A 13,624-nucleotide genomic window follows, 5' to 3' on the forward strand; every position below is an offset into this window, starting at 1 on the left:
GTGTTCACCGGCTGTAATTTATTTACTGGCCGAGTAAACATTCACGGAGAGTTTGATCCTGGCTCAGGACGAACGCTGGCGGCGTGCTTAACACATGCAAGTCGAACGATGAACCTCCTTCGGGAGGGGATTAGTGGCGAACGGGTGAGTAACACGTGGGCAATCTGCCCTTCACTCTGGGACAAGCCCTGGAAACGGGGTCTAATACCGGATACGACTACCGACCGCATGGTCTGGTGGTGGAAAGCTCCGGCGGTGAAGGATGAGCCCGCGGCCTATCAGCTTGTTGGTGGGGTGATGGCCTACCAAGGCGACGACGGGTAGCCGGCCTGAGAGGGCGACCGGCCACACTGGGACTGAGACACGGCCCAGACTCCTACGGGAGGCAGCAGTGGGGAATATTGCACAATGGGCGAAAGCCTGATGCAGCGACGCCGCGTGAGGGATGACGGCCTTCGGGTTGTAAACCTCTTTCAGCAGGGAAGAAGCGAGAGTGACGGTACCTGCAGAAGAAGCGCCGGCTAACTACGTGCCAGCAGCCGCGGTAATACGTAGGGCGCAAGCGTTGTCCGGAATTATTGGGCGTAAAGAGCTCGTAGGCGGCTTGTCACGTCGGATGTGAAAGCCCGGGGCTTAACCCCGGGTCTGCATTCGATACGGGCAGGCTAGAGTTCGGTAGGGGAGATCGGAATTCCTGGTGTAGCGGTGAAATGCGCAGATATCAGGAGGAACACCGGTGGCGAAGGCGGATCTCTGGGCCGATACTGACGCTGAGGAGCGAAAGCGTGGGGAGCGAACAGGATTAGATACCCTGGTAGTCCACGCCGTAAACGTTGGGAACTAGGTGTGGGCGACATTCCACGTCGTCCGTGCCGCAGCTAACGCATTAAGTTCCCCGCCTGGGGAGTACGGCCGCAAGGCTAAAACTCAAAGGAATTGACGGGGGCCCGCACAAGCAGCGGAGCATGTGGCTTAATTCGACGCAACGCGAAGAACCTTACCAAGGCTTGACATACACCGGAAAACCCTGGAGACAGGGTCCCCCTTGTGGTCGGTGTACAGGTGGTGCATGGCTGTCGTCAGCTCGTGTCGTGAGATGTTGGGTTAAGTCCCGCAACGAGCGCAACCCTTGTTCTGTGTTGCCAGCATGCCCTTCGGGGTGATGGGGACTCACAGGAGACTGCCGGGGTCAACTCGGAGGAAGGTGGGGACGACGTCAAGTCATCATGCCCCTTATGTCTTGGGCTGCACACGTGCTACAATGGCCGGTACAATGAGCTGCGATACCGCGAGGTGGAGCGAATCTCAAAAAGCCGGTCTCAGTTCGGATTGGGGTCTGCAACTCGACCCCATGAAGTCGGAGTTGCTAGTAATCGCAGATCAGCATTGCTGCGGTGAATACGTTCCCGGGCCTTGTACACACCGCCCGTCACGTCACGAAAGTCGGTAACACCCGAAGCCGGTGGCCCAACCCCTTGTGGGAGGGAATCGTCGAAGGTGGGACTGGCGATTGGGACGAAGTCGTAACAAGGTAGCCGTACCGGAAGGTGCGGCTGGATCACCTCCTTTCTAAGGAGCACTTCTTACCGACCTCTGGTTGGTCAGAGGCCAGTACATCAGCGAATGTCTGATGCTGGTTGCTCATGGGTGGAACGTTGACTATTCGGCACGGTCTGATGATGACTGTTAGTACTGCTTCGGCGTGGAACACAGGATTCGGATGGTCGTGCCGGGCACGTTGTTGGGTATCTGAGGGTACGGACTGTGGTCTGGACCTTCGCGATGCCGGCCCCAGTGAACTCAGCCTTCGGGTTGGGGTGGTGGGTGGCTGGTCGTTGCTTGAGAACTGCACAGTGGACGCGAGCATCTGTGGCCAAGTTTTTAAGGGCGCACGGTGGATGCCTTGGCACCAGGAACCGATGAAGGACGTGGGAGGCCGCGATAGGCCCCGGGGAGCTGTCAACCGAGCTTTGATCCGGGGGTGTCCGAATGGGGAAACCCGGCAGTCGTCATGGGCTGTCACCCGCTGCTGAACACATAGGCAGTGTGGAGGGAACGCGGGGAAGTGAAACATCTCAGTACCCGCAGGAAGAGAAAACAACCGTGATTCCGGGAGTAGTGGCGAGCGAAACCGGATGAGGCCAAACCAGTTACGTGTGATACCCGGCAGGGGTTGCGTGGCTGGGGTTGTGGGAGTTCTCTTTCACAGTCTGCCGGCTGTGAGACGAGTCAGAAACCGTTGATGTAGGCGAAGGACATGCGAAAGGTCCGGCGTAGAGGGTAAGACCCCCGTAGCTGAAACATTGACGGCTCGTTTGAGAACCACCCAAGTAGCACGGGGCCCGAGAAATCCCGTGTGAATCTGGCGGGACCACCCGTTAAGCCTAAATATTCCCTGGTGACCGATAGCGGATAGTACCGTGAGGGAATGGTGAAAAGTACCGCGGGAGCGGAGTGAAATAGTACCTGAAACCGTGTGCCTACAAGCCGTGGGAGCGTCGCACAGAGACTTGTCTCTGTGTCGTGACTGCGTGCCTTTTGAAGAATGAGCCTGCGAGTTTGCGGTATGTTGCGAGGTTAACCCGTGTGGGGAAGCCGTAGCGAAAGCGAGTCCGAAGAGGGCGTTGAGTAGCGTGCCCAAGACCCGAAGCGGAGTGATCTAGCCATGGGCAGGTTGAAGCGGAGGTAAGACTTCGTGGAGGACCGAACCCACCAGGGTTGAAAACCTGGGGGATGACCTGTGGTTAGGGGTGAAAGGCCAATCAAACTCCGTGATAGCTGGTTCTCCCCGAAATGCATTTAGGTGCAGCGTCGTGTGTTTCTTGCCGGAGGTAGAGCACTGGATAGGCGATGGGCCCTACCGGGTTACTGACCTTAGCCAAACTCCGAATGCCGGTAAGTGAGAGCGCGGCAGTGAGACTGTGGGGGATAAGCTCCATGGTCGAGAGGGAAACAGCCCAGAGCATCGACTAAGGCCCCTAAGCGTGTGCTAAGTGGGAAAGGATGTGGAGTCGCAGAGACAACCAGGAGGTTGGCTTAGAAGCAGCCATCCTTGAAAGAGTGCGTAATAGCTCACTGGTCAAGTGATTCCGCGCCGACAATGTAGCGGGGCTCAAGCACACCGCCGAAGTCGTGTCATTGCAACATGAGGACCAACGTCCGTTGTGATGGGTAGGGGAGCGTCGTGTGCCGGGTGAAGCAGCCGTGGAAACGAGTTGTGGACGGTTCACGAGTGAGAATGCAGGCATGAGTAGCGATACACACGTGGGAAACGTGTGCGCCGATTGACTAAGGGTTCCTGGGTCAAGCTGATCTGCCCAGGGTAAGTCGGGACCTAAGGCGAGGCCGACAGGCGTAGTCGATGGACAACCGGTTGATATTCCGGTACCCGCTTTGAAGCGCCAAATATCGAATCCATTAATGCTAAGGCCGTGAAGCCGCCCTGAGCTCTTCGGAGCGTAGGGGAGTGGTGGAGCCGCTGATCCAAGGTGGTAGTAGGTAAGTGATGGGGTGACGCAGGAAGGTAGTCCAGCCCGGGCGGTGGTTGTCCCGGGGTAAGGGTGTAGGGCGTTGTCCAGGTAAATCCGGACAGCATGAAGCCTGAGACCTGATGCCGAGCCGATTGTGGTGAAGTGGATGATCCTATGCTGTCGAGAAAAGCCTCTAGCGAGTTTCATGGCGGCCCGTACCCTAAACCGACTCAGGTGGTCAGGTAGAGAATACCGAGGCGTTCGGGTGAACTATGGTTAAGGAACTCGGCAAAATGCCCCCGTAACTTCGGGAGAAGGGGGGCCATTGCTGGTGATCCGATTTACTCGGTGAGCTGGTGGTGGCCGCAGAGACCAGCGAGAAGCGACTGTTTACTAAAAACACAGGTCCGTGCGAAGCCGTAAGGCGATGTATACGGACTGACGCCTGCCCGGTGCTGGAACGTTAAGGGGACCGGTTAGTCACATTTCGGTGTGGCGAAGCTGAGAACTTAAGCGCCAGTAAACGGCGGTGGTAACTATAACCATCCTAAGGTAGCGAAATTCCTTGTCGGGTAAGTTCCGACCTGCACGAATGGCGTAACGACTTCTCGACTGTCTCAACCATAGGCCCGGTGAAATTGCATTACGAGTAAAGATGCTCGTTTCGCGCAGCAGGACGGAAAGACCCCGGGACCTTTACTATAGCTTGATATTGGTGTTCGGTTCGGCTTGTGTAGGATAGGTGGGAGACTTTGAAGCTATGACGCCAGTCATGGTGGAGTCATTGTTGAAATACCACTCTGGTCGTGCTGGATGTCTAACCTGGGTCCGTGATCCGGATCAGGGACAGTGTCTGGTGGGTAGTTTAACTGGGGCGGTTGCCTCCTAAAGGGTAACGGAGGCGCCCAAAGGTTCCCTCAGCCTGGTTGGCAATCAGGTGTTGAGTGTAAGTGCACAAGGGAGCTTGACTGTGAGACTGACGGGTCGAGCAGGTACGAAAGTAGGGACTAGTGATCCGGCGGTGGCTTGTGGAAGCGCCGTCGCTCAACGGATAAAAGGTACCCCGGGGATAACAGGCTGATCTTCCCCAAGAGTCCATATCGACGGGATGGTTTGGCACCTCGATGTCGGCTCGTCGCATCCTGGGGCTGGAGTCGGTCCCAAGGGTTGGGCTGTTCGCCCATTAAAGCGGTACGCGAGCTGGGTTTAGAACGTCGTGAGACAGTTCGGTCCCTATCCGCTGTGCGCGTAGGAGTATTGAGAAGGGCTGTCCCTAGTACGAGAGGACCGGGACGGACGAACCTCTGGTGTGCCAGTTGTCCTGCCAAGGGCATGGCTGGTTGGCTACGTTCGGAAAGGATAACCGCTGAAAGCATCTAAGCGGGAAGCCTGCTTCGAGATGAGTACTCCCACCCCCTTTGAGGGGTTAAGGCTCCCAGTAGACGACTGGGTTGATAGGCCAGATATGGAAGCCCGGTAACGGGTGGAGTTGACTGGTACTAATAGGCCGAGGGCTTGTCCTCAGTTGCTCGCGTCCACTGTGTAGGTTCTGAAGTAACGACCTGTGATTATGCCGGGTTGGTTAACTTCATAGTGTTTCGGTGGTCATTGCGTTAGGGAAACGCCCGGTTACATTCCGAACCCGGAAGCTAAGCCTTTCAGCGCCGATGGTACTGCAGGGGGGACCCTGTGGGAGAGTAGGACGCCGCCGAACAATCATTGTGGGAAAGCCCCGCACCTTATGGTGCGGGGCTTTTCTGCGTTTACGGAACGGAAAGCGGACCGGAAAGCGGCAGGGGGCCGCTCGGTAGGCTCGTGAGCATGCGCTATGACTTGGTCATCTTTGATAACGATGGCGTCCTGGTGGACAGCGAGCCGATCTCCAATCGGATACTTGCCGCCTACCTCACCGAGCTGGGCCATCCGACCACCTATGAAGAGTCGTTGCGCTACTACATGGGCGGTGCGATGCACCGTATTCACGAGGCAGTGCTGGAGCGGTCCGGCGAGCGGCTGCCAGCTGGGTTCGACGAGGCCTTTCACGGGCGGGTCTTCGAGGAGTTCCGCCGGCGGCTGGAGCCCGTGGCGGGTGTGATCGAGGTACTGGAGAAGCTGGCCGCCGACGGGGTGCCGTATTGCGTCGGGTCGTCGGGGAGCCATGAGCGGATCCGGGTGGCGCTGACGAAGACCGGGCTGATCGAGCGGTTCGCCGAGAGGCGGCACGGGGGCGGCACGCGCCTCTTCTCCTCGCAGGATGTGGGGCGGGGGAAGCCGGCTCCGGACCTGTTTCTGCATGTGGCACGGGAGATGGGCGTGGCGCCGGAGCGGTGTGCGGTGGTCGAGGACAGCCCGCTGGGGGTACGGGCCGCGGTCGCCGCGGGGATGGACGTCTACGGCTTCACGGCGATGACGCCGGCGGCGAAGCTGACGGAGGCCGGGGCCACCGCGCTGTTCGGCCGGATGGCGGAGCTGCCGGGGCTGCTGCGGTAGCGGCGTCGCCGGCGGACGTACACCGGAATTGGCGGTGAGATCCATCTACCCAGCGGTAGTGGGGAGTCCTAGGCTGAGCGGCCATGACGGTCCCCCGGGTACCAGGAGCGCGGTTACGGCACGGCCGGGTCTCGCTCGCCCTCAGCTTCTTCGTCCAGGGGGCGGTCTTCGCCCTCCTCGTGACCCGCATCCCCGCGATCCAGGAGCGCTACGGGATTTCGGACGGCCTGCTGCCGGTCTTCCTCGCGGCGGTGCCGGTCCTCGCGGGGGTCGGCAGCTTCGTTGCCGAGCAGGTGGTGAAGCGGGTGCGGGCCGGCCGGGTCCTGCGGTGCGTGCAGCCGGTGGTGTGTCTGGCGCTGCTGGCGGTCGGGTCGGTCGGTTCGATGGCGCAGGCCGCCGTGGCGCTGGGGGTCTTCGGGCTGTCCGTGGGGGCTCTGGACGCCTCGATGAACATGCTCGGGGTGAGTCTGCAGCGGGCGTACGGGCGGAGCATCATGCTCGGGTTCCACGCGGCGTACAGCCTGGGCGGCATTGCGGGCGCCTCGCTGGCCTGGGCGGGTGCGCACTGGAAGCTGTCGCTCGCGCTGCTGTACGGGCCGGTGGTGGCGGTGCTGGTGCCGCTGGCGCTGCTCGTGGGCCGCTGGTTCGTGGACCGGGACCGCCGGGATCCGGTGGAGGGCGGGGCGGGGCCGGCGGCGGCCGTTGTGCCCGTCGCGATGCGGGTGTTGTTGCCGCTGTGTCTGGTGATGGCGTGCGCGTACATCGGGGACTCGACCGTCTCCAATTGGAGCGCCAAGTATCTGCAGGACGTGCTGGGGAGCTCGGAGCAGCTGGCCACCGTCCCGTACAACGTCTATATGGTCACCACGCTGCTCGGGCGGGCGGTCGGGGATCTGGGCGTGCGGCGGTTCGGGGCGGTCGCGGTGGTGCGGACCGGGGCGGTGGTCGCGGCGGGCGGGTTCGCGGTGGTGGCGGCGGCTCCGGGGGCCTGGACCGGGATGGCGGGGTTCACGCTGCTGGGGTTCGGGCTGTGTGTGATCGTGCCCCAGACGTTCGCGGCGGCGGGGCGGTACGCCGGTGAGCAGCACGGCCCCGGGGCTTCGGACCTGGCCGTCGCGCGACTGAACATTTTCAACTATGTGGGGTTTCTGATCGGTTCTCCGCTGGTCGGGGCGCTCGGTGATTCCTGGAGCTATCGGGGCGCGATGCTCGTACCGATGGCCCTGGTGCTGGTGACGTTGGTGTATGCCCGATCGTTCGGGGCGCCTGAGGCCCGATACGGTGACGGATATGAGCGGCCGCGCACAGCTGATGTGGGATGAGGCAGTAACGGGCTACGACTTCGGGTCCGGGCATCCGATGGACCCGGTCCGCCTCGCGCTGACCATGCGTCTGGTGGAGGCTTACGAGCTGGACCGGGGGCCGCTGGAGGTGGTCGCGGCCAAGCCTGCCGGGGACTCCACCCTGCGGCTGGTGCATCGCGAGGACTACATCGGGGCGGTCCGCAGGGCCTCGGCGGATCCCGCTGCCGCGGATCTCTCGTACGGGCTGGGGACGGCGGACGATCCGGCGTTCGCGGGGATGCACGAGGCGTCCGCGCTGATCGCGGGCCAGTCGGTGGGTGCGGCGGAGGCCGTCTGGCGCGGTGATGCGGCGCATGCGGTGAACTTCGCCGGCGGGCTGCACCATGCGATGCCGGGCGGGGCGGCCGGGTTCTGTATCTACAACGACGCGGCGCTGGCGGTCGCCCGGCTGCTGGAGCTGGGCGCCGAGCGGGTCGCGTACGTCGATGTGGATGTGCACCACGGCGACGGGGTGCAGGTGGCTTTCTGGGACGACCCGCGGGTGCTGACGATCTCGCTGCACGAGCATCCGCGGACGCTCTTCCCGCAGACCGGCTGGCCGGAGGAGACCGGCGGCGGGGGCGCGGAGGGCAGCGCGGTGAATGTGGCGCTGCCGGCCGGGACCGGGGACGCGGGGTGGCTGCGGGCCTTTCACGCGGTGGTGCCGGAGCTGCTGGGGGCGTTCCGGCCGCAGGTGCTGGTGACGCAGCACGGTGCCGACACCCACTTCGAGGATCCGCTGGCGCACCTGGCGGTGAGCCTGGACGCTCAGCGCGCGGCGGCGGAGGCCTGTCACGATCTGGCGCACCGGTACGCGGACGGCCGCTGGGTCGCGCTCGGCGGAGGCGGCTATGCGGTGGTGGACGTGGTGCCGCGCAGCTGGACGCATCTGGCCGCGATCGCGGCGGGCCGGCCGATCGAGCCGACCTCCATGGTTCCGGAGGCGTGGCGGCACGAAGTGTTCCGCAGGACGCGGCAGTTGGCGCCGCTGCGGATGACGGACGGCCGTACGCCGCAGTGGCGGGACTTCGTCGACGACGGCTATGACCCGGCCGACCGGCTGGACCAGGCGGTGCTGGCGACCCGCCGGGCGGTGTTCCCGGCGCATGGGCTGCTTCCGTAGGTCCCTGTAGGCATCTGTAGGGGTCGGAGCCCCGCGGCCTCCCCTGTCGCGCTGTCGCGGGTTGGGCAGGGGAGCGGTGTGGCGCCGTACGGCCGTATCCGGTGCCGTGCCCCCAAAGGTGTGACTACCCGTCGGTCGGGGCACCCGTGGGCCGACCAACCGGACAGTATGGGACGCGTGTTGGGCACCGGGGCGCTGCGGGCGCACCTGATCGAGGCGCGGCTCGCGGGGACGGTCGCGACCCGACGGGAGAAGAGTCTGGCGCGCTACCGGCTCTTTGCGGCGCGCGATCCCCGGGCGCTGCTGGGGCTGGATCCCGAAGGGGACTGGCCGGTCGGTGAAGTACTGCGACTGATGGGGCAGAAGTGCGGGGTTTCGGTCGATCTCGCACATACTTCCGGCCCGGATGAGATCGATCCCGACCGCACCCTCGCGGCGCTGGACCGGTTCGCCGAACGGGTGGGAGAGGCGGCCGGCCGCCGGGCGCCGGTGCTGATCGGTACCGGCCATCCGCACCGGCTGGTGGGGTTCTACGCCACCCTCGCAGACGCTCTCTCGTCGGCGGGCTGTCCCGTTCTCACCCCGGCGTATGGCGCCCGTGTCGACATAGCGACCCGGTTCGGCGTACGTACCTGCACACTCGACTACGTACGGGGAGTCGCGGTGATGCGAGAAACCGGCGTGCGGGGCGCGCCGGGGACGGGGGGCGTACACACCCATTCACCGCTCCCTGTACGGACCGCCCTGGCGGCCTCGGGGGGCTACGCCGGGCCGCTGCCGACCCTGGTGATCGGGGACCATGGATGGGTCTGCGGGGCAGGTCAGCTGGGCATCGAGGCGATCGGGCCGGCGGATGCGGACGATCCGGCGCTGTTCGTCGGCGAGGCCGAGGGGCGGGTGTCGGTGGCGGTGCCGCTCGACGACGGCGTGCCGAGCGCGCACTACCAGCCTCTGGCGCGCTATGTGCTCAATCGTGCATATCTGTCCCGATAGGGGGCTGTTCGCTGCTCCTCTTCCCCACTCGCATCACCCGCCCCTAATCTGGGGAGTGAGCGCATAGCGACGAAGAGTCACCGGAGGGGAAGCCGGTGACCGTCTTATGCGGAAGGTGCAGGTGTGGCATGGCTGCAGACCAGAGGCCTCTGAACGAGGTCGTGTTCCTGACAGTGGCGGAAGTCGCCACGGTGATGCGGGTGTCGAAGATGACCGTGTACCGCTTGGTGCACAGTGGCCATCTGCCCGCGATTCGGGTGGGGAGGTCTTTCCGGGTTCCGGAGCAAGCGGTTCACGACTATCTCCGGGAGTCCTTTGTGGGGGTGGAATCGGCCTGACGAGACCTCGCCGACCCTCGGATTACGCCGTTCGCCCGTCGCCGGGTAGGCTGGCCCGATGTAGGTAGTGTGGGCTCGGACGCCCCGCACCGAGTGATTCGAAGTGAGCGAGGGTAGTCGTGGGCTCTGTTATCAAGAAGCGGCGCAAGCGGATGGCTAAGAAGAAGCACCGCAAGCTGCTCAAGCGCACCCGTGTTCAGCGTCGTAACAAGAAGTAAGCGACGCTGATCGCGAATTCGCAGCCCCCCATCGCCTTGGTGCGATCGGGGGCTGCGGTGCGTTGTGGGCCGTATGGACGGTGGTCGGACGGAAATGTGGCCACGGGCATCCCGCGGACATCACCGCGCAACACCTACCCGATAGCGTGGCCTGCACAGCTCGGCCACGGCGGTCGCGGCGGGTAGGGAAGGGCTGATCTTGGGCAAGGTCGTGCTCGTCACGGGAGTCGCACGGCAGCTGGGCGGCCGGTTCGTCCGCCGTATCCAGCGCGATCCCGACGTCGACCGGGTGATCGGGGTCGACGCCGTGGCACCGGAACACCATCTGGGCGGCGCCGAATTCCTCAAGGCCGATATCCGGCATCCGGCCATTGCCAGGGTCCTGGCCGAGACGGGTGTCGACACGGTCGTCCACATGGATATCAACGGCACACCGTTGAGCAAGCGCGGCGGCCGCGCCTCGGTGAAGGAAACCAACGTCATCGGGACGATGCAGCTGCTCGGCGCCTGCCAGAAGGCCCCGAATGTGCAGCGCCTGGTCATCAAGTCCAGCACCAGCGTCTACGGCTCCGCGCCCCGTGACCCCGCCGTCTTCACCGAGACCACCACGCCGAAGTCGCTGCCCAGTGGCGGCTTCGCCAAGGACGTCGTCGAGGTCGAGGGATACGTCCGCGGCTTCGCCCGGCGCCGGCCCGATGTGGCGGTGTGCGTGCTGCGCTTCGCCAACATCCTCGGGCCGTGCGCGGATTCCCCGCTCGCCGAGTACTTCTCACTGCCCGTGTGGCCCACCGTCCTCGGCTACGACCCGCGGCTGCAGTTCGTCCACGAGGGCGACGCCATCGAGGTGCTGCGGATCGCCGCCGCCGCGCCGCGCCGCGGAACGCTCAACAGCGGCACCTTCAATATCGCCGGGGACGGCGTCCTGCTGCTGTCGCAGACCGCCCGGCGGCTGGGGCGGCCCACCGTGCCACTGCTGCTGCCGACCGTGACCTGGGCCGGTACGGCGCTGCGGTCCATCGGCATCTCGGACTTCTCGCCGGAACAGATCCGGCTGCTCACGCACGGCAGGGTCGTGGAAACGACGCAGATGCGCGAGACACTGGGATTCCATCCGAAGTACACGACGGCGGAGACCTTCGCGGAATTCGCCCGCAGCCGTGGACCCGGGCTGCTGCCGCCCGAGTCCCTCGCCCACACCGTCGACCGGCTCGCCGAGGCGCTGCCGGCCCGCGGCGGCCCGACCCAGTGAGGAGTCCATCCACGATGGCGGACGCCAAGGTCATCCCCTTCGGCGAGGAGCCCCGGGCGCGCAGGAAGGCCAGGAGGGCCGGGCGCACGGGGCACGGTACGGGGCTGGCGCCGGTGCCCGAGGCCCGGACCGAGCACCCGCCGGCGGCGGTGCCGCGGACGAATCCCGGGCGGTCCCTGGACGAGCGGATCGCGGGCGGGCTGGCCTTCCTGCGCCGGCGGATCACCGGCGATTACGAGGTCGACGACTTCGGGTACGACGAGGAGCTGACCGACCAGGTCCTGATGTCGCTGCTGCGGCCCTTCTACGAGAAGTACTTCCGGGTCGAGGTGAAGGGTGTCGAGAACATCCCCTCCGACGGCGGGGCACTGATCGTCGCCAACCACTCCGGGACGCTGCCGCTGGACGGGCTGATGCTGCAGGTCGGGGTGCACGACAACCATCCGGCGCAGCGTCATCTGCGGCTGCTGGCGGCCGATTTGGTGTTCGTCCTGCCGGTGATAAACGAGCTGGCGCGCAAGGCCGGGCACACCCTGGCCTGTGCGGAGGACGCCCAGCGGCTGCTGGAGCGCGGCGAGATCGTCGGGGTGATGCCGGAGGGCTTCAAGGGCATCGGCAAGCCCTTCTCGGACCGCTACAAGCTGCAGCGGTTCGGGCGCGGCGGCTTCGTCTCGACGGCGCTGAAGGCCGGGGCGCCGATCGTGCCCTGCTCGATCGTGGGCGCCGAGGAGATCTACCCGATGATCGGGAACGCCAAGACGCTGGCGCGGGTGCTGGGGCTGCCGTACTTCCCGCTCACGCCGACCTTCCCGTGGCTGGGGCCGCTGGGGGCGGTGCCGCTGCCGACGAAGTGGACGATCCAGTTCGGCGAGCCGATCCCGACGGCCGGCTATCCGCCGGAGGCGGCGGATGATCCGATGCTGATGTTCAACCTGACCGACCAGGTGCGGGAGACGATTCAGCACACCCTCTACAAGCTGCTGGTACAGCGACGCTCGGTGTTCTTCTGAGGGAAGGACCGGAAGAACACCGAGCGCCGGAGGGACTGCTTCGCTGCTTTGCTAATTCGGGTGTGCTATTTCGGGAGATCCTCGCCGTCGATGCCCAGGCCGGGAAGCAGCCCCGGGATCAGCGGCGGGAGGGTGACATCGGGCTGGCCGCCGGTGTCCCGGCCGCGGTGCTGGTGGCCGCGGTCGTGCGGGGACGCGCTGCCGCTCTTGGACGGCGGGTCGAGCAGGCCGCCCGTATTGCCGCCGAGCAGGCCGTCCTCCTGGGACGGTGAGGCCGACGGGCGGGGGGCGTGCGAACCACCGGCGTGTTTGCCGGGGGCGGACCTGCTGCCGGACGGCGCCGGGTGCCCGTCGGACCGCGAGCCGGTGCCCGCGGAGGCGGGCGTGTTGCGGTGGTGGCCACGGCTTTCCGGGGTGGGCGGCAGCAGCGGACGGAGCGGACCGACCTCTTTGTCCATGGCGTCGAAGACCGAACTGACCTTGTCACGGACGTCCATCAGCTGCACCGGGAGCTTGTCGCGCAACTGCGACCAGGTGCGGCGGTGGGACTTGGTGAAGGAGTTCAGCGCCTGGATGGGGTCGAGCGAGCCGTCGCGCTCATACGCCTGGTGCAGCAGGCGGTGGCCCTCGCCCGCATCGTGGGTGACGCCGGCGAGCGCCTTGCGGACCTCGCCGAGCGCTTCGTGGTCGAGGTCGGCGACCCGGGCGCGCTCCATGAGGCGGCGCGCCTCCATCATCCGGATGGCGGCCTGGTCGAGGTAGAGCCGGCCGCGGTCGGAGTCGTCGTCGGCCATGCCGAGCTTCAGGTCCTCCATGCCGCGCTTGAGGCCGTAGAGGGAGTCGCCGGGCAGGGCGTCGGAGCTGGCCGCGGCGACGCCGGTGAACGCCCCGGCGGCGACGCCGACCGTGAGCCCGCCGGCCGCCAGGCCCTTGGTGAGGCGGGAGCGCGGACGCAGCCTGCCGATGGATTTCGTGGCGCGGTGCGCGCCTCTGTGTTCGCGCTGCTCGGGCACCCTGGCACCGTCGGACGGAGCGCCTTCGGCGAAGGCGGCCTCCATCGCGGCGATGAGCTGGGCGCGCTGGACAGTCTTGACCTCGGCTGCCATCTCCGGCCTCGGGAGTTTCCCGAGGCCGTCGGCGACCGCCAACAGCCGTGCTTCGCCCGGCGCCTGGGCCGGATCTTCGACCTGGTCCTCGGTCGCCGTGCCCTCGAGGACCTGCTCCTCAAGGGTCTGGGCGAAGGCGTTGGCCCGCCGGTGCACCGAGACATTCGCGATCACGGGCGGCACCTCCTCTCGTCATCCCGCTCGACTCCCCGGACTGGCTTTGACTGTCCAGACGGACCGGACGGTTGCAAGCCGTTGTCCGCGACCACTCGATCGAGTGAGAG

At 65.3% G+C, this 13,624-nt stretch carries 9 protein-coding genes and 3 rRNA genes; 11 read left to right on the forward strand and 1 reads right to left on the reverse strand.

Annotated features, from left to right (window positions below):
- Positions 1 to 40: 40 nt before the first annotated feature.
- The 11 genes from D9V36_RS24150 to D9V36_RS24200 all read left to right on the forward strand — a co-directional run bounded on the left by D9V36_RS24150 (position 41) and on the right by D9V36_RS24200 (position 12,234).
- Positions 41 to 1,569: ribosomal RNA gene (locus D9V36_RS24150) — 16S ribosomal RNA — on the forward strand.
- A 302-nt stretch (positions 1,570 to 1,871) separates the two neighbouring features.
- A 23S ribosomal RNA gene (locus tag D9V36_RS24155) occupies positions 1,872 to 4,993 on the forward strand.
- 74 nt (positions 4,994 to 5,067) lie between these two features.
- A 5S ribosomal RNA gene (gene rrf / locus D9V36_RS24160) occupies positions 5,068 to 5,184 on the forward strand.
- Together the 16S, 23S and 5S rRNA genes form the textbook arrangement of a ribosomal RNA operon.
- A gap of 107 nt (positions 5,185 to 5,291) precedes the next feature.
- On the forward strand, positions 5,292 to 5,960 hold the full coding sequence (locus tag D9V36_RS24165) for an HAD family hydrolase (protein ID WP_129295609.1): 669 nt from the start codon (positions 5,292 to 5,294) through the stop codon (positions 5,958 to 5,960).
- Between the two features lie 83 nt (positions 5,961 to 6,043).
- Complete coding sequence (locus tag D9V36_RS24170; protein ID WP_129295610.1) at positions 6,044 to 7,282, forward strand: MFS transporter; 1,239 nt, start codon at positions 6,044 to 6,046, stop codon at positions 7,280 to 7,282.
- Positions 7,251 to 8,426: an acetoin utilization protein AcuC gene (locus D9V36_RS24175; RefSeq protein ID WP_129295611.1), complete on the forward strand. Its 1,176-nt coding sequence runs from the start codon at positions 7,251 to 7,253 to the stop codon at positions 8,424 to 8,426. The genes D9V36_RS24170 and D9V36_RS24175 overlap by 32 nt, the downstream gene beginning before the upstream one ends.
- Before the next feature lie 177 nt (positions 8,427 to 8,603).
- Positions 8,604 to 9,419: a phosphatase gene (locus tag D9V36_RS24180; protein WP_129295612.1), complete on the forward strand. Its 816-nt coding sequence runs from the start codon at positions 8,604 to 8,606 to the stop codon at positions 9,417 to 9,419.
- A 128-nt stretch (positions 9,420 to 9,547) separates the two neighbouring features.
- Positions 9,548 to 9,757: a helix-turn-helix domain-containing protein gene (locus D9V36_RS24185; RefSeq protein ID WP_006604741.1), complete on the forward strand. Its 210-nt coding sequence runs from the start codon at positions 9,548 to 9,550 to the stop codon at positions 9,755 to 9,757.
- A gap of 119 nt (positions 9,758 to 9,876) precedes the next feature.
- Positions 9,877 to 9,975, forward strand: coding sequence for a 30S ribosomal protein bS22 (locus tag D9V36_RS24190; RefSeq protein WP_003948845.1), 99 nt, complete (start codon positions 9,877 to 9,879; stop codon positions 9,973 to 9,975).
- A gap of 199 nt (positions 9,976 to 10,174) precedes the next feature.
- A complete protein-coding gene (locus D9V36_RS24195) occupies positions 10,175 to 11,224 on the forward strand; it encodes an NAD-dependent epimerase/dehydratase family protein (protein ID WP_129295613.1) in 1,050 nt (349 codons plus the stop codon).
- 14 nt (positions 11,225 to 11,238) lie between these two features.
- On the forward strand, positions 11,239 to 12,234 hold the full coding sequence (locus D9V36_RS24200; protein ID WP_129295614.1) for a lysophospholipid acyltransferase family protein: 996 nt from the start codon (positions 11,239 to 11,241) through the stop codon (positions 12,232 to 12,234).
- A gap of 65 nt (positions 12,235 to 12,299) precedes the next feature.
- Here the strand turns inward: D9V36_RS24200 and D9V36_RS24205 are convergent, their stop codons facing one another.
- Positions 12,300 to 13,514 carry a DUF5667 domain-containing protein gene (locus D9V36_RS24205; RefSeq protein WP_129295615.1) on the reverse strand — a complete coding sequence of 405 codons (1,215 nt, stop codon included), beginning with the start codon at positions 13,512 to 13,514 and terminating at the stop codon, positions 12,300 to 12,302.
- Positions 13,515 to 13,624 lie beyond the last annotated feature (110 nt).

The sequence above is a fragment of the Streptomyces lydicus genome (assembly GCF_004125265.1).
GTDB lineage: Bacteria > Actinomycetota > Actinomycetes > Streptomycetales > Streptomycetaceae > Streptomyces > Streptomyces lydicus_C.